At 39.0% G+C, this 20,214-nt stretch carries 15 protein-coding genes; 14 read left to right on the top strand and 1 reads right to left on the bottom strand.

Annotated features, from left to right (window positions below):
- The first annotated feature begins 20 nt into the window (after positions 1-20).
- From A9P82_RS10405 to A9P82_RS10395, 3 genes are read left to right on the top strand one after another with little or no spacing between them, the layout of a single operon-like run.
- Positions 21-953, top strand: coding sequence for a discoidin domain-containing protein (locus tag A9P82_RS10405; protein WP_066207584.1), 933 nt, complete (start codon positions 21-23; stop codon positions 951-953).
- Positions 954-989: 36 nt separating this feature from the next.
- On the top strand, positions 990-2,129 hold the full coding sequence (locus A9P82_RS10400) for a TlpA disulfide reductase family protein (protein ID WP_066207582.1): 1,140 nt from the start codon (positions 990-992) through the stop codon (positions 2,127-2,129).
- 40 nt (positions 2,130-2,169) lie between these two features.
- The gene (locus A9P82_RS10395; protein WP_066209836.1) at positions 2,170-3,300 is read left to right on the top strand and encodes a TlpA disulfide reductase family protein; all 1,131 of its coding nucleotides are present in this window, start codon (positions 2,170-2,172) and stop codon (positions 3,298-3,300) included.
- Between the two features lie 180 nt (positions 3,301-3,480).
- Here the strand turns inward: A9P82_RS10395 and A9P82_RS10390 are convergent, their stop codons facing one another.
- On the bottom strand, positions 3,481-3,684 hold the full coding sequence (locus A9P82_RS10390; protein WP_066207580.1) for a hypothetical protein: 204 nt from the start codon (positions 3,682-3,684) through the stop codon (positions 3,481-3,483).
- Positions 3,685-3,920: 236 nt separating this feature from the next.
- Here A9P82_RS10390 and A9P82_RS10385 point away from each other — a divergent pair, with 236 nt between their 5' ends.
- From A9P82_RS10385 to A9P82_RS15445, 11 genes are all read left to right on the top strand, one after another.
- Entirely contained in the window at positions 3,921-6,707 is a 2,787-nt protein-coding gene (locus A9P82_RS10385; RefSeq protein ID WP_066207576.1) for a beta-galactosidase, read from the top strand.
- Positions 6,708-7,286: 579 nt separating this feature from the next.
- Positions 7,287-8,366, top strand: a complete 1,080-nt coding sequence (gene rhaT / locus A9P82_RS10380; RefSeq protein WP_066207575.1) for an L-rhamnose/proton symporter RhaT — start codon at positions 7,287-7,289, stop codon at positions 8,364-8,366.
- Positions 8,367-8,621: 255 nt separating this feature from the next.
- On the top strand, positions 8,622-10,742 hold the full coding sequence (locus tag A9P82_RS10375; protein WP_066207573.1) for a bifunctional aldolase/short-chain dehydrogenase: 2,121 nt from the start codon (positions 8,622-8,624) through the stop codon (positions 10,740-10,742).
- Between the two features lie 333 nt (positions 10,743-11,075).
- Complete coding sequence (gene rhaM, locus A9P82_RS10370; RefSeq protein WP_066207572.1) at positions 11,076-11,390, top strand: L-rhamnose mutarotase; 315 nt, start codon at positions 11,076-11,078, stop codon at positions 11,388-11,390.
- A 10-nt stretch (positions 11,391-11,400) separates the two neighbouring features.
- Positions 11,401-12,675, top strand: a complete 1,275-nt coding sequence (locus tag A9P82_RS10365; protein WP_066207571.1) for a TIM barrel protein — start codon at positions 11,401-11,403, stop codon at positions 12,673-12,675.
- A complete protein-coding gene (locus A9P82_RS10360; protein ID WP_231891138.1) occupies positions 12,676-14,037 on the top strand; it encodes an FGGY-family carbohydrate kinase in 1,362 nt (453 codons plus the stop codon).
- A 72-nt stretch (positions 14,038-14,109) separates the two neighbouring features.
- On the top strand, positions 14,110-15,135 hold the full coding sequence (locus A9P82_RS10355; protein WP_066207566.1) for a GntR family transcriptional regulator: 1,026 nt from the start codon (positions 14,110-14,112) through the stop codon (positions 15,133-15,135).
- Positions 15,136-15,360: 225 nt separating this feature from the next.
- Entirely contained in the window at positions 15,361-16,182 is an 822-nt protein-coding gene (locus tag A9P82_RS10350) for an alpha/beta hydrolase (protein WP_066207564.1), read from the top strand.
- Between the two features lie 15 nt (positions 16,183-16,197).
- On the top strand, positions 16,198-17,586 hold the full coding sequence (locus A9P82_RS10345) for an SGNH/GDSL hydrolase family protein (RefSeq protein WP_066207562.1): 1,389 nt from the start codon (positions 16,198-16,200) through the stop codon (positions 17,584-17,586).
- A gap of 50 nt (positions 17,587-17,636) precedes the next feature.
- Positions 17,637-19,127 (top strand): glycoside hydrolase family 38 N-terminal domain-containing protein, encoded by a 1,491-nt coding sequence (locus tag A9P82_RS15450; protein WP_197492148.1) that lies wholly within the window; start codon positions 17,637-17,639, stop codon positions 19,125-19,127.
- Complete coding sequence (locus A9P82_RS15445; RefSeq protein WP_197492147.1) at positions 19,117-20,205, top strand: glycoside hydrolase family 38 C-terminal domain-containing protein; 1,089 nt, start codon at positions 19,117-19,119, stop codon at positions 20,203-20,205. Before A9P82_RS15450 ends, A9P82_RS15445 begins: the two co-directional genes overlap by 11 nt.
- Positions 20,206-20,214 lie beyond the last annotated feature (9 nt).

Raw genomic sequence — 20,214 nt, 5'->3', positions numbered from 1 at the left:
TCAATTTAAATATTATTAAAATGAAATTACAATACAGGCTTTTATTTTGTTTACTCATTCTGTTTTCGGCATGTTCTAAAGACAATATAAAATCCGTTTTGCCGGCGGACAATATTTCTATACAAGCAAGTTCGGGAACCGATACACTTGTAACCGCTATGCCGGTTCTGAAAGATTCTGTCATCGTTGTAGGACTGAAGGCTAAATTATCCGGCGGCACATCAACCGGCGATCATTGGATTACCTTTGCTGTAGATACAACTAAGGTTAGCGACTATAATTCTACTTATGGCAATGGAACTTTATTGCCTTCAAATGCATACTTATTTTATAAACCTATGTGTCATATTGTTGCAGGTTCCGATATGTCGGACTCTGTACAAATTAATATAATACAAGAATCGAAGTTGGACGGCTATATCGATTATGTAGTTCCGATAGTAATTCAATCTATTGACGGCAATGTGCAAGATATAGCAAAAGAGCAAGTGTTTTATGTAGTGTTTAAAGCAGGTAAACCTACATTTATTCGTAAAACCAAATGGACTATCGCCGGAGTATCTTCAAGTTATAGCACCTATGTAGCAACCAATATATTGGACGACAACCCGGCTACCTATTGGACATCGAATATAACACAATCAATGCCTCAATGGATTGCCATCAATTTCAATCAGGAAATTTCATTTAGTGCTGTTACATATCGTTTACCTACAAGTTTGTATTATCCAAACTATGGCGGCTATCCTACTTCTATAAAAATTGAAACAAGTATGGACGGAACCAATTGGATAGATAATGGAACGTTTGCAGGAGATATTAGCAATAATATGCAGACACTCAATACAGGAGAGGTTACTGCAAACTATTTGCGCTTTACATCCTTGTCTTGTGTGCCATACGCAAGCGCATATAATGCAATATTTATTAGTGAAATTGGATTGGTACCATAAAATTTAAACCTGTAGAAAAAACAAATTATACGAATTATGAAAACAAAAAAAATAATATTCATTCTCTCACTCATTCCCTTTGGCGGATTTGCCCAAAAAGGTTACACTATTCAAGGGAAAATTCCGTACGTTCTAAAACAACCGACAAAAATTTTTCTTGAATATAGAGATGATACGACTCATGTTTTAGATTCCACAGTTTTGGATAACGGTAATTTTATATTTAAAGGACATTTATCTTCTCCCTCCGCAGTAACATTAACGGTTCAAAATAATCCGAACGAGCCTTTATATAAACAAAAAGACGGACTGTATTTTTATATAGAGAATTCAGATATTAGTATTGTTTCTCCCGATTCATTGAAAGACGCAATCGTAAAGGGATCGCAAACGAATGATGATGACATAGTGCTTCACAAAATTCAAAGACCCTATCGACAAGTTGCCGATTCTATTACAAAAGTTTATTATACACTTACTCCCGAGCAAAGAAAAGACAGCGCATTTAAGGCAAATGCGGGTAAGATAATGGCTATTACCCAGCATGACTATGACAGCGCCACCAGGAAATTTATTTACAGCCATTTAAATTCTTATGTATCACTGGAAGCTTTTAAGGAAGTAGAGCTTGCTTATAATTTTAATCCCGATACAGCGCAACCGAAATTCGACAAATTTTCTACTACACTTAAAGAATCTTCTTTAGGGAAAAAAATTCAGACCATTATTAATAAGAACAAAGCAACAATGATGGGCAGAATTGCTCCAGATTTTGCAGAAAAAGATACGCTCGGAAATCTTGTAAGGCTTTCCGATTTTCGAGGGCATTATGTTTTACTCGATTTCTGGGCTTCGTGGTGCCATCCTTGTCGCGCAGAAAATCCCAACTTAATAGCAGCCTATAAAAAATACAAGGACGATAACTTTACCATACTCAGCGTCTCCCTCGATGAAGCCAAAACTCGATCTGCTTGGGTAAATGCAGTTCGCTATGATAGTTTGCCTTGGACACAAATTTCCGAGTTGACAGGATTCAAAAGTAAAGCCGCTGTTTTATATGCCGTAGAAGCTATTCCTGTAAATTTTCTTTTAGACCCTTCCGGAAAAATCATTGCAAGAAATCTTCGCGGCGAAGGTTTGGACGAAAAACTGTCAACACTATTCATTAAAAAATAAGAAGCGATTTATTTATAAAAATTGGAATAAAAATCATATCATGAAAAGAATACTCTTTGTAATATCGGCAATATTAATTGTCACAACAGTCTTCGGGCAAGAGGAATTTGAAATTAAAGGAACTATACAGTCAAAAGACCCATCGGTAATGCTGTATTTAAGTTATCCTATCAATGAAAAAGAAATTCAAACGGACTCTATCAAGCCTCAAAACGGAAAATTTGAATTTAAAGGAAAACTTTACTCATCCCCCTCAAATGCAAGTATTCAAATGAGACACGCAGGAGACAAAGTAATAAGGTGGTATTTAAGGGATGATTTAAGCGTATATCTGGAGAATAAACCTATGCAAATAGTAGTAAAAGATTCGGTCAAATATGCGAAAATTTTAAATTCAAAAATAAATGCCGATAATGAACTGCTCGAATCGCGTATAAAGCCTTATAGAGATATTCTCAATTTTTATATAAGAAAATACGGACATTCATCAGACACTACTGATCCCGGATTTTTAAGAGCAAGGGACAGTTGTAAGGCTGGGATAGCGGCTCAAATGCAAATTCGTAAATCGTTTATAGATTCTAACAGAAATTCTTATATTTCTTTAGTGGCGTTTCAGTTAACTGATTTAGGGTATTCTTTCAATCCCGATACGGCTGAAAAAAATTTTGTAAAATTTACTCCTGAATTAAAAGAAACTAAATTAGGAGTAGCATATCGACAAAAAATCGATATCGCTAAGAAAAGGCAAGTGGGGCGGAAAGTAATGGATTTTATACAAAACGATACAGCGGGTCATCCAATAAAATTGTCTGACTTTCGTGGTAGATATGTACTAGTAGATTTTTGGGCAAGCTGGTGCGGACCTTGCCGTGCAGAGAATCCCAACCTTGTGGCTGCCTATAAGAAGTTGAGACAAAATAATAAAGACTTACAAATTATAAGTGTTTCACTCGACGAAAGTAAAGTATCATGGCTAAATGCAGTTCATCATGATAGTTTGCCTTGGACACAAGTAAGCGATTTGAAAGGATTTAAAAACGAAGTTGCTGTTCAGTATGGTATTGATGCTATTCCGCAGAATGTTTTGATAAGCCCGAATGGTACTATACTGGCAACTAATTTGAGAGGACAAGGGCTCTACGAAAAATTTTTACAGTATATGCGCTAAGTCTTATAAACCGGCTGTTTCGGTAAGCTGCTTTTTCCGGAATGGTCGGTTACCTGAATATTTTTGCATTTGGAATACGTAAAATAAAGAAGTAACTTTTTCTCTGTCTTATGTGATAGTATTTTATAGTGAACCAAGACTATCTGCTACTAATATCATAAAGGATTTTATTTCAATTGCTCATATTTCTTTTTTGAGAAAAACGAGCGTGATACCGTGAGGCGTACTTTGGACAAAATCAATATTTGCACACACTTTACCTGCCTTCAGCAGTGCTGTATTCTTCTTGATTTTCTTGTATTGCAATTTGAACAGCACATGTTCTTTTTCTTCGTCACTCAATGAAATGTGCATTGCAAAATTGTCAAGAATAAGCCCGTGCATTTTATCTTTATTATTGTTGAAGTAGTATCCTGGAAGTTAATTTTTTAAAAGGAGTCCAAGTTATTATAGATCCCTTTATTTTTTTGTACTATTATTGAACAATGATAAATGACAAATATTTTATGCGAGCTATAACATTATTATCTATTAGTTTATTCATTTGTTCAATAAGGTTACCTGCCCAGACGAACGACCATATATTTCCTGCTTCTACAGCAGCCAAGAAATATATAGACATGGATTCCCACGGATTTATCATAAACGGAAAACGGACGTTCCTTGTATCTGCAGGCTTAGAGTATGCACGTATGCCGAGGGCACAATGGAAGGACAGGTTGCTGCGGTTAAAACGCGGTGGTTTTAATTGTGTAGAGTTTTATACGTTCTGGAACTTTCACGAAGCGCAAGAAGGGAAATTTGATTTCAGTGGCGACCATGATTTGAACGCATTTCTCCAATTGGTAAAACAAATGGGAATGTATGCGATAGCTCGTGTTGGACCGTACTACTGTGCGGAGTGGGACTTCGGAGGTTATCCGCATTGGCTCAGGCAGAAGGAAGGAATGGTTGTAAGATATCCGGATACACAATTTGAACAATACGTGGACCACTTCTTTGGAAAATTGATTCCCATTATAGCGGCAAACCAAATCAATCACGGCGGCTCGGTAATTATGGTGCAATTGGAAAATGAACATCCTGCTTCTTGGGGCACATATATTCCGAATGAATATTTCAGCCACTTGCAAAGAACGGCTTTATCTCTTGGTATAGAAGTCCCCTATTTTTTTAGCGGACTGCACCATGGCAGCGATCCCGCCGGAAATACTCCGGAGCTCTATGATCCGAAAAGACCGAATCCTTGGTTTACTACGGAATTTTGGAGCGTTTGGTTTGACAAGTACGGTTCGGACCAGAAAGATGCAGACGAATACGGTCGCAGGACATGGAAAATAATTTCGCGCGGCGGTGGCGGTTATAACTATTACATGGCTTATGGCGGCAGCAACTTCGGCTATACCAATGACGATGAAGATGCCGCCTCTTATGACTACGGCGCTGCCGTAGGGCAAACAGGTGATTTACGTCCGCTTTATTATCAGTTCAAACGCAACGCGTTATTCGCAGAAAGTTTCCGGAATATTTTAGAGAATTGTACGACCACAGCCGCATACAATAATATTTCTACCGACAGTTCTATCCACATTAATGCACGTACAAATGAGCAAGGCACCCTTGTTTTTCTTGACAACAAAGGAAAAGAACCGAAAACAACGCAGATAAGAACTCATGATGGCATATTGCTGCCCGAAGAAGGAGGTATACATCTTGCATCCGGAGAGATCTTTCCTATTGTACACCGCTTCAAACTGACAAATGACGTTGCTATTGACTGGGCTATAACAAGAATATTGGGCATTGAACATTCAGGCATGGTTACAACGATAGTTGTGTATGGTAATGCGGCTACTCCGGGAGAAATATATTTTATTGCAAACCAAGATATGCGGGTTACAAAAGGGAAGGGAAATTTTGAGCAACAAGAGAAGAAACTCCGGCTTCATTTTTCTTTTGACGAAGCAACGCCCACCATATATGAATTTACATCGGATAATGAAACAATTCGTATAGTGGCCGTCGATACACAATTATCTGATCGGACCTGGTTTATCAATGAAAATAATATACATTCGGTTATCGTCGGACCTGAATACTTAGGAGATATCCAAAAAAGCGAAGAAGGCTATGCATTGAATACGGAACATTTTTGGACTCAAAAAAAGATATTTCCGCATATTTGGGCATTTGACGAAAAAGTGAAGGAAACTGATTACCAGGTTCCTGATGTTTATCATCCCGATTCATTAGTGTTTACGACAGTATGGCAAATGAAAGATGCTTCTATTGCGGCCGAAACAACGTTTGATGACAGTAAGTGGCTGAAAAGTGAAAATCCCTTACAAATGGGCGCAGATGGCGATACCACGGCTTATGCTTGGTACAGGACACGCATCAGTGCGCCGTTAGATGATATTTATTCTCTGGACATAAGCAAGGGCAACGGCAGGTATATTGTATTCATTGACGGGAAAAAAACAACTTCAGATAATATACACCATTTACAGTTTTCTCTTTCAAAAGGCGAGCACACATTAGCCATTTTTGCGACTCATGACGGAAGAAATAAATTGGTAAGTTATGTGGGCAAACTGGATCTGGACGAAAAAGGTATAGCGGGAGAAGCACTTTTGCACAAAGGTGTACTGCCAAACCTTAATCATTGGCAATTTGTAAAAGCTGAAAGTCCGGCAGACTCTGCAAATACTCCTTCTTTTGCCGATGGCAAAAACTATTTTGCAGGAGGGGATGCTTTTCACGGCGAAAAAGGTTTCGGATGGTTTCAGACAACGTTCCCGAAAGCAATTACGCCTGACTCGATTTACTTCAGCGATATAGACGACAATGCAATTGTGTATATCAACGGTGTAAGAGCGGGGGTACATAAAGGCTGGGGAAAATCTTTTTCCGTACCTTTTGTCAAAGGCAATGCCGACAGCAATATCATTACGCTTTTTGTAGAGAATACAGACGGGAGTGGTGGAATAGGCAAAATTGTAAAAGCCGTTTTTAACAATGATAAAAAAATCAAAGGATGGCGTATGAAAGGCGGTCTCCAGATATATAGCCTGAAAGGATGGACAAATGCAATTGCCGGCAATACGGGCGTACCGACATTCTTCAGAAATTACTTCACTATAAAAGACACTGCGCCGAATGTAAAAGCAATGTGGAGAGTATCTTTTAAAGGGCTCAGCCATGGATTTATTTGGGTCAATGGTCATAACCTCGGACGCTATCCTGAAAAGATACCAATTGACGGATTATATATTCCTGAATGTTGGTTAAAAGAAGGGAAAAACGAGATAATGGTATTTGATGAATTTGGCAACACTCCCGACAATATAAGTATATATCCTGAACAGCAGGCAAGCAGAGACAAAGCACGTATCATAATCAAGTAATATCTTATCCAACGATGAATATCCGAATATTGTGCACGAATAAATATTTTCTATGATTCGGCTGGCTGCTTTTGTCAGCATAAACAAATAATTATGTAGAAGTATTCGGCATCGAAATCAAAGACGTGACAAGAGAATGTGAAAAAACAGTCTGATAATTATTCAAATCCGGGAATAGTTTATTGGAGTATCTCTTCATTATCATTCAAATAATAATTCCTTATTTCACAAATTGTCGTTTTGATTTACCGGTAGTATACTACATTAGTCCCTTTATGTTTTTAAGAAAATGCTGATGTACCAAAAACGTTTGCCTTATCCATTTAATGTAGGTTAGACCGAATTTTACCTCATAAAAACAATATGCCAAAACAACTTGGGTGGAGGTCATGATACCTTCTTCAATCAGGAAATTACACTACATTCAAAATTGCCCCTACTGCTGAATGTAAATTCCAATGAGATTCAAGACTTAATAAATTGGTCAGGATAAATAGCTGCTTTACAGCACAGCACATAACAGTAAATAACAAACAAGTGTTTACTTTAGCATTTTCAACTTATTGAGCAAAAATATTTATGCAAGTCATTCTCGGCATCATTTATCATTTTCTCGGCGGCTTTGCTTCGGGTAGTTTTTATATTCCGTATAAAAAAGTAAAAGGCTGGGCATGGGAATCTCTTTGGATTGCCGGCGGCATTTTTTCATGGTTGTTCATTCCGTTTTTGGCAGCGTGGCTTACCATTCCGCATTTTATGCAAATTATTGCGCACACGCAGCACAGCATTTTGTGGCTTACTTTCATGTTTGGCGCGCTGTGGGGCATCGGCGGATTGACTTACGGATTGGGCGTACGCTATCTCGGCGTATCGCTTGGAAGTACCATTATACTTGGGCTTTGCTCGGTTTTCGGTTCGCTCGTTCCGTCGGTTTATTACAATTTTTTTCCTTCTGCCGGGCACGATACTTTTACCGATTTGCTCACGCATAAATGGGGCGAAATTATTCTTGCAGGAATTATTATTTGCATCATCGGCATCATTGTTTGCGGTAAAGCCGGCATGATGAAAGAAAAAGATTTGCCCGCATCGGCGCAAAAGCAAGACGCCGCAAGTGAATATAAAATCGGTATCGGGTTAGTCGTTGCCATTATCTCCGGCATTCTCAGCGCTTGCTTTGCTTTCGGCATTGATGCGGGCAAAGACATGGCGAACGAAGCCAATGCTTTGTGGAAAGCGGCGCATCCCAATCAAGGCGAATTTTTATTTCAGAATAATGTAACCTACATTATAATTTTATTGGGCGGATTGACAACAAATTTGATTTGGTGCATGATTTTAAACGCGCGCAACAAAACATTCGGCGATTATACCAATGCAAAAACGCCCTTGCTGAAAAATTATATTTTCTGCGCAATTGCAGGCACCACTTGGTTTTTACAGTTTTTCTTTTACGGCATGGGCGAAAGCAGATTAGGAAACGGCGCAAGCTCGTGGATTTTGCACATGGCGTTTATCATTATCGTCGCCAATTTGTGGGGATTATTTTTAAAAGAGTGGAAAGGCGTGCGAAAGAAAACTTTTGCAACAGTATTGGCGGGCATCATCATTATTATTATATCGGTTTTGGTTGTAGGATATGGTAATTCGTTGAAATAGAAGCCTTCGTTTTCTATGAAACTAAAAATTTTATTTTTTTTAATTATCAATAAAATGAACCACATAGGCACAATAGTTTTTTACATAGATGATAGAAGCGAAAATAAAAGCGGCACATAGTTTTTCATCTAAGATGAAAAACTATGGTTTTCTATTTATCACAATATCAAACGAACTTCAACCATCTTTCTTCTACTTATAAATTCTATGTTTCTATGTTGTTGTATAATAACACAAACTATTTAAAAGAAAAATATGTCAGTACAAAAAACACAATTTAAGCACGTAAGTTATTTATGGGACGAAGCGGAAGCTGCGAAGCTCGCCGGCGATGAAGTAGCATTGCTGGTCTATCGTTCCAATTTGCTGGGCGCAGATTTAAGATTGACCAATTACGGCGGCGGCAACACCTCTTGCAAAGTGTCTGCAAAAGACCCGCTCACAGGAAATGAAGTTGAAGTAATGTGGGTAAAAGGCAGCGGCGGCGATTTGGGAACGATGAAAAGAAGTGGGCTTGCAGCGTTGTATGTTGATAGATTAAGAAGTCTGAAAAATGTATACCGCGGCATTGAACATGAAGACGAAATGGTTGCTTTATTCAACCATTGCATTTACGATTTGGCGAGCAAAGCGCCGAGCATCGATACGCCTTTGCATGGTTTTTTGCCTTTCAAACATATTGACCATTTGCATCCCGATGCGGCGATTGCCATCGCTGCTGCAAAAGATGGTAAACACATTACGCAGGAATTATTTAAAGGAAAAATAGGTTGGGTAGAATGGCAGCGCCCGGGTTTTGATTTAGGATTAAAAATGAAACAATGTCTGGATGAAAATCCCGGCATTCGCGGTATTATGTTGGGTTCGCATGGATTGTTTACCTGGGGCGACACGGCATATGAAAGTTATCTCAACACATTGGAAGTTATCGAAACCTGCGCGGAATATCTGGAACAACATATCGGTAAAGACAAACCTGTTTTCGGCGGACAAAAAATTCAATCATTACCCAAAGAAGAAAGGCTGAAACAAGCGGCAGCATTGGCTCCCATGCTGCGCGGCTTTTGTTCTTCCAAAACAAAAATGCTCGGTCATTTTATGGATGATTACAGAGTTTTGGAATTTATTAATTCAAATGATTTGGACAGATTAGCTCCGTTAGGAACAAGTTGCCCCGACCATTTTTTGCGTACAAAAATTTCTCCGTTGGTGTTGAATCTTGCGCCAAATGAAGATTTAAGCGATGTGAAAAATCTCAAAGAAAAATTGCAGCCTTTGTTTGAAGCGTACAGAAAAATGTACACGGAATATTATGAAACCTGCAAGCATCCGAACAGTCCTGCGATACGTGATGCAAATCCTGTGGTGATTTTATATCCCGGCGTGGGTATGTTTACTTTTTCAAAGAATAAACAAACGGCAAGAGTGGCGGCAGAATTTTATATCAACGCCATCAACGTAATGAAAGGCGCGGAAGCTGTGAGCGAATACACTTCCTTGCCAAGACAAGAAGCATTCGACATTGAATACTGGTTGCTGGAAGAAGCGAAGTTGCAACGTATGCCGAAACCAAAATCATTAAGCGGAAAAATTGCTTTGGTTACAGGCAGCGCCGGCGGCATAGGTAAAGCCATTGCCAAAAAGTTTGCGGAAGAAGGCGCTTGTGTTATTTTAAATGATATTAACGAAGAAAGATTGAACAGCGCTGTGGATGAATTTAAAAAACAATTCGGCAAAGACGTTGTGGCATCAACAATATTAAATGTTACAGATTATGATAATATTGAAAAAGCCTTTGCCGCAACGGCGCTTGCTTTCGGCGGCGTGGATATTGTTGTAAACAACGCGGGCATCAGCATTTCAAAAGCCATCGCGGAGCACACGATTGAAGAATGGGACAGGCTCTACAATATTTTGGTAAAAGGTCAGTTTCTTGTTTCCAAAGCGGCGGTTAATATTTTGCGTAAGCAAGATTTGGGCGGCGACATTATCAATATTGTTTCCAAAAATTCCATTGTTGCCGGTCCGAACAATTCCGGTTACGGCAGCGCAAAAGCCGCACAGGCGCATCTCACAAGACTGCTCGCGGCAGAACTCGGCGGCGATAAAATAAGAGTGAACACAGTGAACCCCGATGCAGTCATCAGCGACAGCAATATTTGGGCTGGCGGCTGGGCGGAAGGTCGCGCAAAAGCATACGGAATTTCGGTGGAAGAATTGCCTGCGTTTTATGCGAAGCGTACCATTTTGAATGAAGTGATTTTGCCGGAAGATATTGCAAACGCCTGCTTCGCTTTTGTCGGCGGATTGCTGAATAAATCTACCGGAAATATTTTGAATGTGGACGGTGGCGTGGCGAGTGGATTTGTGCGATAGTCTGAACCATGATTTGGAAAGATTAGAAGGATTGATGGATTTGTTAAGAGCCTATTAAGTTAATAAATTTAATTTTTGTAATGAGCATATTTGAGGCTGCATTTTGTTCCGTAAGGAACATTTGCTTGGTAGAGAATAGATTTCGTGCTCATCAAGCGTTCCTTCGGAACGCCTGAATCATCATTTTGAACCGGCTACCAACCAGATGTTCCCATGGAACAGAGAATGTTCTTTATTTAGTTTTTTACAATTAACTTAAACAGAGTCTTAATTTTAAAAGATAGAACATTCTGTTTCGTCCGCGTTGTCAGTGGTTGTGATTAAAACAAAATAATGAAAAGAATCGCTTTCAAAATGCAGTTGTACAAAGGGTTTGAAGCTGAATACAAAAAACGGCATGATGAAATTTGGGCTGAACTGAAAGACTTATTAAAGGAGCATTGTGTGAGCGATTATTCAATTTTTTTAGATGAAACCACAAACGATTTATTCGGAATATTATCACTAAGTAACGAGGCGAAATTTAATGATTTGCCCAATCATCCTGTGATGAAAAAATGGTGGGCATACATGAAAGGCATTATGCCGACAAATGAAGATAATTCGCCCGTAAGCATTCCGTTGAAAGAAATATTTTATTTACCTTAATAAAAAAATAATGCACATAGACAAACAACAAATCGAATCCTTTAACGAAAGTTTGTTATCCAAACACCAAAAGCAATTTGATTATACATCGTCTTCTGTTCCGAATGTTGAGGAAATTATTCAAAAGCTGCAAGCCTTTCAAATCGGTATTCCGAGTTGGGCTTTGGGCGCAGGCGGCACACGCTTCGGGCGTTTTCATTTCGGCGGCGCGCCGCGTACGTTGGAAGAAAAAATTGAAGACGTTGGCTTGTTGCAAGCATTAACCAAAAACAACGGCGCCATTTCTTTACACATTCCCTGGGATATTCCGCAGGATTACCATGCAATAAAAGAACTTGCAAAAGAAAATGATTTGAAGTTCGATGCGGTAAATTCCAATACGTTTCAAGACCAGCCAAACCAAAAACTAAGTTATAAGTTTGGTTCGTTACAACACGTGGATAAAGCCGTGCGCAAGCAAGCTATTGAACACAATATCGAAGTTATCAAACACGGCGTTAAACTCGGCTCAAACGCGCTCACAGTGTGGCTTGCAGACGGTTCTTGCTTTCCCGGACAACTGAATTTCCGCAAAGCATTTGAAAATACTTTGGAGAGTTTGCAGGAAATTTATGAAGCATTGCCAAGCGACTGGAAAGTCTTTGTCGAGTACAAAGCATTCGAGCCGAATTTTTATTCCATGACGGTGGGCGATTGGGGACAATCCTATTTGTATGCAAGCAAATTGGGCGACAAAGCATATACGTTGGTCGATTTGGGACATCATTTGCCCAATGCCAATATTGAACAAATTGTTGCTTTATTATTAAATGAAAAAAAACTCGGCGGCTTTCATTTCAACGATTCAAAATACGGCGATGACGATTTAACCACAGGCAGCATCAAGCCCTACCAACTCTTTTTAATTTTTAAAGAATTGGTCGAAGGCATGGATGCGCGCGGCATGAACCACACAAGCGATTTGGCTTGGATGATTGATGCTTCGCATAATGTGAAAGACCCGCTGGAAGATTTGCTGCAAAGCGTTGAAGCAATCATGTTGGCTTATGCGCAGGCGTTGTTGGTTGATAAAAATTCTTTGAACGATGCACAACAAAATAATGATGTAACGCAAGCACAGAATATTTTACAAAATGCTTTTCGCACCGATGTGCGCCCGTTGGTTGCCGAAGCAAGATTGAGAAACGGCGGGGCTTTGCAGCCGATTGCATTGTATCGTGAGTTGAAAGTAAGAGAGCAATTAATTAAAGAAAGAGGCGAAAACGCACAAACTACGGGGCTTTAAATGATGAACAAAATTCCTGTCATAGCCATCTTTGATGTAGGAAAAACCAATAAAAAAATTTTCCTGTTTGATGAACATTATCGCATTGTTTACGAGAAATCTGCGCGCTTTCTCGAAACAAGCGATGAAGACGGCTTTGCCTGCGAAAACATAGACAGTCTGCGGCTTTCGGTGTTTGAATCGCTCAACGAAGTGTTGCGCGATGCGCGTTTTGACATTCGCGCCATCAACTTCACGACTTACGGCGCCAGCCTTGTATATGTGGATGAAAACGGCAAACCTCTTGCGCCGTTGTATAATTATCTCAAACCTTTTCCCGGAAAATTACAGGAAGAATTTTACAGTAAATATGGCGGTTGCGAAGCATTGTCTTTGACAACTGCATCGCCATGTTCGGGCAGTTTAAATTCGGGTTTGCAATTGTATCGCATCAAATATGAGCAACCTGAATTGTATGAGAAAATAAAATACGCTTTGCATTTGCCGCAGTTTATGAGTTCGCTCATTACGGGAAAATTTTATTCCGATATTACGAGCATCGGTTGTCATACGCACTTGTGGAATTTTGAAAAAAATGATTATCACGATTGGGTAAGAAAAGAAAATTTAGATAAAAAACTTGCTCCCGTTTTTCCTTCGGATGAAGTGAGCAAAAGTTGTTTTATGGGGCGCGATTATTTGGTGGGCGTTGGCTTGCACGATAGTTCCGCTGCGCTCATTCCTTATCTCATCAATTTTAAAGAACCTTTTATTTTACTATCGACAGGAACTTGGTGCATCAGCCTGAACCCCTTTAACCACGCGCCTTTGACGCAGGATGAAGTGAGCAATAATTGTCTTTGCTATCTCAGCTTCAAAGGCAATCCTGTCAAGGCTTCGCGCTTGTTTGCAGGCTATGAACACGAACAGCAAATGCGCCGCATCGCCGAACATTTTCATACCAATATCTCCGTTTGCAGGAATATGATTTTTGATGTAGAGATTGTAGAAAAATTAAAAGCAAAACACAAAGAAAATATTTCTTTTGAACAAAGAGATTTGAATGAATTTGAAAATGTGGAAGAAGCTTATCATCAGCTGATGATGGATATTACGGCGCAACAATGTATCTCAACAAACCATGTATTGCAAAAAGGCATTACTACGAAAATTTTCGTAGATGGCGGTTTCGGCAAGAACAATATTTATATGAATTTGCTGGCATTATCTTTTTCCGAAATTGAAGTGTATGCTGCGTCGATGGCGCAGGCAACGGCTTTGGGAACGGCGATGGCTATTCATCAACATTGGAACAAGCATCCATTGCCAAATGATATTATCGATTTGAAATATTATTCTGCGTTAAATGAAATGCATCGTTGAAAAAAATAAATTTGTCTGCGCTATCACGATAATAATTCTTTTTTAAAAAGAAACGTGGAGAGTAAAATATGTATGGACTATTTTTTTAAACATATCGAAATAGACGAGTATTCGGTAACTCCTAAATATTTGCAATTAGCCAACTCTATTATAAAAGCTATTACCGACGGCAAATTACAGGATAGCGACCAGTTGCCTTCGCTGAATAATTTCAGCACGCAGTTCGAAATATCCCGCGACACAGTAGTTAAATCCTTTAATTATCTCAAGAATATAGGCATTTTGGGTACGGTTCCGGGAAAAGGATTTTTTATCAGAAACGCAGACTCCTTGCAGTTTCACAAAGTATTTCTCTTATTTAATAAACTGAGTGCGCATAAAAAAATTATTTATGATTCTTTTGTAGCGAGCTTAGGCGCCTCCGCCATTATTGACTTTTATATCTATAATAATGACTTTCATTTATTCAAAAATCTGATAGAAAAAAGTATTGATAATTACACGCATTATGTAATCATTCCACACCTGACACAGGAAGAGTCTGCATTTGCGAAAGTGTTGCAATTAATTCCACCGGGAAAATTGATTCTTTTGGATAAAGCAATACCCTCATTATCCGATAAGTGCAGCATGGTTTTCGAAGATTTCAAGAATGATATTTATAATGCATTGGATAGTATTAGTGAGCGTCTTCAAAAATACCATACACTGAAGATTATCTTTCCCGATTATGCTTATCATCCAAAAGAAATATTGGAAGGGTTTAACGATTTCTGTATTGAGCATTGCTTTAATCACGGAATTATAGAAAATATAAAAAACGAGATTGTCCGGGATGGAACTGTATATATTTCTTTAATGGAAGATGACCTCGTTGTGTTATTGGAAAAAATAATGGAGAATGAAAAAGGAATAGGTAAAGATGTAGGCGTTATATCTTACAATGAAACGCCAATAAAAAAAATTCTTCTTAATGGCATCACAACCATCTCTACAGATTTTAAGATGATGGGACAAAGCGCAGCTCAGATTATTATGGATAAAACGGTAATTCAGTCTGCCATTCCGTTCAGTTGCAAATTGAGAAATTCTTTATAGTCGGATTTCATTCTGCTCGTAACTAAAGAGCATGAAGCAGCATTTTAAAAATTAATTAGCCTGCAAATCATTTTCTCAAATAAGTGTAAACGCATCATACCGGCGCTGTTTATATATCATAATAAGTTTATTTGTTAATAATCTTATTGATATAGAGGTTTTTGTCCTGTTATGTTTCTTAAAAAGGGAAAGTCCTGAATTATTGATGAAAAACAATTCTCGTAAATGAAACAAACAAAAACAATTCTTCTCTTCTTTTTCTTACTTATTATTCAATATTCATCAAAAGCCGCGACGGTAGATACCGTTTCCGTTTACAGCGCTGCCATGGAACGAAATATAAAATCTGTGGTTATATTACCTGACAGTTATGACCGAAAAAAGCCGCTTCCGGTCGTTTACCTATTGCATGGATTTTCGGGCAGCTATGCTGATTGGGTTACAAAAGTCCCGGCCATAAAAACGTATGCCGATGAGTATAATTTCATTATCGTTTGCCCGGACGGGGGATTTGCCGGCTGGTATTTTGATAGCCCTGTGGATAAAAGCAGTCAGTATGAAACATTTGTATCTAAAGAATTAGTGCAATGGACGGATAGCCATTTTTCCACTATTAATAACAGAAAAGGAAGAGTAATTTTAGGATTGAGTATGGGCGGACACGGCGCGTTATTTCTTGCTTTCAAACATCAGGATGAATACGGCGCGGCTGGCAGCATGAGCGGAGCGGTAGATATTACAGGGTTGGCAAGCTCGTTTGGCATTTCAAAGCTTTTAGGTTCGTATGCCGAATTTCCGGAAAGATGGGTTAATCATAGCGTAATCGGTTTAATTCCTTTGCTGACGAATGATTCTTTAAAGCTGATTATTGACTGCGGTTCCGATGATTTTTTATATCAGCAGAATTTAGCGTTGCACAACAAATTGTTGTATGATAAAATTGACCACGATTTTATTACCCGTCCCGGCGCGCACACATGGGAATACTGGGCAAATTCGGTTCAGTATGAACTTCTTTTTATGCACAATTTCTTTTTAAATAAATAAATTTAAAATACACAAATGAAAAGGTTTTTTATTTCGCTAAGCTTCCTGTCGGCATTATGTTGCTTATCGGCAAATGCACAGGATATACCACAGTTTAAAACGGGAGACAGGGTTGCTTTTGTAGGCAACAGCATCACGCATGGAGGTCATTATCATTCTTATGTGTGGTTGTATTATATGACACATTTCCCTGACAGGAAAATCCAGGTATTTAATTGCGGTATCGGCGGCGATGTGGCAGGGCAAATGTATAACCGGCTGGACAGCGATGTTTTCACGAAAAAGCCTACTGTTATTTTTCTTACTTTCGGTATGAACGATGCAGGTTATTATGAATATTTACAGCCTGATTCTGTGGAACAGGCTGCAAAAAAAGTCGCAAAGTCTTATGAAGATTATAAGAAAATAGAAAAGCGTTTCCAAAATTATACGCAGGCGAAAAAAGTGATTATGTCTTCGCCGCCGTTCGATGAAACTGCAAAACTGAAAAGCCAGAATTTCCCCGGGAAAAATAAAGCAATGCTGCGGATTGACAGCTTTCAGCAAGCATCTGCCGAACAAAATCATTGGGGCTTTATCGACCTTAACCGCCCGATGACCGCAATCAATGAAAGAGAACAAAAACGAGATTCTTCTTTCACGCTGGAAGGCTCCGGCAGAATACATCCCGATGAAGACGGGCATCTGGTAATGGCTTCTCTGATTTTAAAAAAACAAGGGCTTGCCGGTAAAGATGTTGCAAATATTAACATTGACGCAAAAGCGGGAAAAATAAGCAAAGAGGAAAATTGCACCATATCTCAGTTGAACGTTTCCCCCAAAGCTTTAAAATTCAGTTATCTCGCTAAATCATTGCCATTTCCTGTTGATACAATTGTGCGCGGCTGGGATGAAACAAAACCGGCTTCGGCAGCATTGTCTGTTATTCCGTTTATGAAAGAATTTGACAATGAGCTGTTAGCTGTTAATAATCTCCCGGAAGCAAATTATGTTTTAAAAATAGACGGGCAGAAAATAGGAGAATGGCCTGCAGATGCGCTTGCTAAAGGAATAAATCTTGCGGAACAAAAAAATACGCCCGAATATCAGCAGGCATTAGAAGTGATGGAACTGAATGAAGAACGCTGGGAAATAGAGAGAAAATTCCGGGATTATTTGTGGGTGGAATATTCTTTCTTGCAAGACAAAGGAATGCTATTCCACGATGACATAGCAGCTTTGGATACCGTAAGCGAAGGCGCTAAAACCAATCCTTTTGTTCGTGGAAACCTTAATGCTTTTGTTGCGGGTCACTATAAAAATGTTCGTGAGATATGGCAAAATCAAATGAATCAGCTTGTAGATAAAATATATGCCATCAACAAACCGGTAACACATGAAATCGAGTTGGAGGCGATACAATGATATCGGCTGTATTTGCAAAAAAGTATTCTCGTTGTATAATTTTTACGCGTTTGGTTTTATTGGTTTTATTCTTATGGCAGAAACCGATGGCGAATGCACAGCAGGCTTATTTTGCAGATGGATTTCATGGTGGTATTTACGGGCATTTTCCCGACGGACAAACAGGGTTTATAGTAAAGATGCTGAACAAATATCCCGATTGGAAAATCAATCTGGAAATAGAGCCTGCAACCTGGGACAGTGTGGCAAAAAAATATCCCGAAGATTACGAGGCTTTTAAAAAGTTGTTCGCCAATCAAACAACCGAAGGAAGAATTGAATACGTGAATCCCGCTTATGCACAAAGTTATCTGTGGAATATTTCGGGCGAAAGTGTTATTCGCCAGTTCCAATATGGTATGGAAAAATTGAAAGAGCATTTTCCCAATATTGTTTTTACTACTTATTCTTCGGAAGAGCCTTGTTTTACAAGTTGTTTGCCGCAGGTGCTTACTTCTTTCGGTTTGAAGTATGCGGTATTAAAAAATCCTGACACCGATTGGGGCGGTTATGTTGCCGCTTCGGGCGGAGAGCTTGTGAACTGGCGCGGTTCTGATGGGAGCGAAGTCATAGCTGTGCCTCGCTATAATTGCGAAGCACTTCAACCGAATTCTGCTTGGCAAACTATTGCATGGGATAATTCGGAAAAGTACATACAGGCATGTTTTGATAACGGCATTCAGCATCCCGTTGGAATGTGTTATCAGGATGCTATGTGGTCGAGAGGCTGGAACGGCGGTCCGTGGTTGGGCGGAACAATCAAAAATTATTACAAACCATATCAGTACGTTACGTGGCGCAACTATATTCAAAATATTGCCGAGAATCATTCCTTGAAAGATTATCATCTTAGCCAGGAAGATGTACGTGTAAGCTTGGTTTGGGGAGCGCAAGTACTGCAAAAGATAGCACAGGAAGTGCGCAGCGCAGAAAACGATATTATTCTTGCAGAAAAAATGGCTTCGATGGCAAAGGCGTATCAAAATGCTTCTTGGTCGCAGGGTGCCTTTGATATTGCATGGAAAAATTTATTATTGTCGCAGCACCACGATTGTTGGATTACGCCTTACAATCGTTCATGGAATTCCGATAAAACTTGGGGGGAGCACGTGGTAGATTGGACGGGCTTGACAAAAAGGAAAAGTGATAGCATTATCAATGCTTCCGTTCAGTCGCTTGCTCAAAATAATGGCAAAAAAAACGATACGAAATATATAAGAGTTTTTAACGGCTTAGGTTATTCACGAAATGAAACGGTTACAATTAAATTGCCGACCTCATTGCAAAATAAACAGCTAATTGTTACTGATGCGGTTCATCATAAATTATTGACACAGACAACAAAAAATGAACTGATGTTTAGGGCAAATGTTCCTGCTTTCGGATACAATACTTTTGAGTTGAAAGAAGAAAATGTTCAAGGGCATTCTGGCGCGCATATCATCAAGCTTCAGGACGGAAAATATCAGTTGGAAACAGAATTTTTACAAGATGATTATTGATGCAAAGCATGGCGGTATTATAAAACATCTTATTGCAAAAAACATAGACAATAAAGACTTTGTTGATTCAGCGAATCGTTTTGCTTTCAACGAAATCAGAGGAAATTTTTATAAAGACGGCGGTTATCATTCCAACAAAGAAAATCCCGCTGAAATTAAAATATTGGAGAACGGTCCGTTGCGTATTCGGCTACAGTTAAAAAATACGATTGCATCTCAAGCATACACGCAAACCATCACTTTACAACAAGGACAACCTGTTATTGATTTCGATGTAAAATTCGATTGGCAGGGAAATCCCGGAATCGGAGCGTATGCGCATAACGATGATTTGAAAGCGCCGGAAAAAGGTTTTTATAATGATAGCAGCAAATTGTTGGTGCTGTTTCCTTTAAAATTAAAAGGGCAACAAGTATATAAAGATGCTCCGTTCGATGTTTGTAAAAGCGAATTGGCGAATACTTTTTTCAGTCGTTGGGACAGTATCAAAAACAATATCATTTTGCATTGGGTCGATGTAACGGATTCGTCCGGCAAATATGGCGTAGCTTTGTTCAGCGACCATACTACATCTTATGTTCATGGCGCTCATTATCCTTTGGGTTTGAATTTGCAATATTCCGGTTATGGTTTGTGGGGGGGAAATTATACAATTTCGGGTCCTTCGGAAATTCATTACGCTATCATGCCACACAAAGGAAATTATAAAAGCGGCAACGTAACCGAAGCAAATGATGAATGGAATGAACAGATGCCTCTTGTGTTGATGAATATAAAATCGAAACAAGATAATAGCCACTCTTTAATCCAGCTTGAACAACAAGGAATGAAAATATCTGCTGTTAATTTTCATGGAAATGATTTATGGGTAAGATTGTACAACGAATCCGGTTCTGCGGGAATAAAGCAAATTTCTTTCGACTGTAAAGCAACGAAAATAACATCGGTGCAACTTAATGGTCAAGAAGTTGAAAACCTGAAGATGCACAAGGATAAGAAAAACAGAACTGTTGTAGATGTGTATATTCCGAAATTTGGTATCAGAACTATTCAACTTGAAAATGTGCAATCTTTATAAAGCTGTTGC

The organism is Arachidicoccus sp. BS20 (assembly GCF_001659705.1).
Classification (GTDB): domain Bacteria; phylum Bacteroidota; class Bacteroidia; order Chitinophagales; family Chitinophagaceae; genus Arachidicoccus.
The sequence above is the reverse complement of the archived record's forward strand: the minus strand, read 5'-3'. Positions and strand labels throughout refer to the sequence as shown.

What these genes read in the sequence shown, in the direction of transcription:
- A9P82_RS10405 (WP_066207584.1), top strand. Translation starts at nt 21, where the DNA reads ATGAAATTACAATACAGGCTTTTATTTTGTTTACTCATTCTGTTTTCG.
- A9P82_RS10400 (WP_066207582.1), top strand. Translation starts at nt 990, where the DNA reads ATGAAAACAAAAAAAATAATATTCATTCTCTCACTCATTCCCTTTGGC.
- A9P82_RS10395 (WP_066209836.1), top strand. Translation starts at nt 2,170, where the DNA reads ATGAAAAGAATACTCTTTGTAATATCGGCAATATTAATTGTCACAACA.
- A9P82_RS10390 (WP_066207580.1), bottom strand. Translation starts at nt 3,684, where the DNA reads ATGCACGGGCTTATTCTTGACAATTTTGCAATGCACATTTCATTGAGT.
- A9P82_RS10385 (WP_066207576.1), top strand. Translation starts at nt 3,921, where the DNA reads ATGGATTCCCACGGATTTATCATAAACGGAAAACGGACGTTCCTTGTA.
- rhaT (WP_066207575.1), top strand. Translation starts at nt 7,287, where the DNA reads ATGCAAGTCATTCTCGGCATCATTTATCATTTTCTCGGCGGCTTTGCT.
- A9P82_RS10375 (WP_066207573.1), top strand. Translation starts at nt 8,622, where the DNA reads ATGTCAGTACAAAAAACACAATTTAAGCACGTAAGTTATTTATGGGAC.
- rhaM (WP_066207572.1), top strand. Translation starts at nt 11,076, where the DNA reads ATGAAAAGAATCGCTTTCAAAATGCAGTTGTACAAAGGGTTTGAAGCT.
- A9P82_RS10365 (WP_066207571.1), top strand. Translation starts at nt 11,401, where the DNA reads ATGCACATAGACAAACAACAAATCGAATCCTTTAACGAAAGTTTGTTA.
- A9P82_RS10360 (WP_231891138.1), top strand. Translation starts at nt 12,676, where the DNA reads ATGATGAACAAAATTCCTGTCATAGCCATCTTTGATGTAGGAAAAACC.
- A9P82_RS10355 (WP_066207566.1), top strand. Translation starts at nt 14,110, where the DNA reads ATGGACTATTTTTTTAAACATATCGAAATAGACGAGTATTCGGTAACT.
- A9P82_RS10350 (WP_066207564.1), top strand. Translation starts at nt 15,361, where the DNA reads ATGAAACAAACAAAAACAATTCTTCTCTTCTTTTTCTTACTTATTATT.
- A9P82_RS10345 (WP_066207562.1), top strand. Translation starts at nt 16,198, where the DNA reads ATGAAAAGGTTTTTTATTTCGCTAAGCTTCCTGTCGGCATTATGTTGC.
- A9P82_RS15445 (WP_197492147.1), top strand. Translation starts at nt 19,117, where the DNA reads ATGATTATTGATGCAAAGCATGGCGGTATTATAAAACATCTTATTGCA.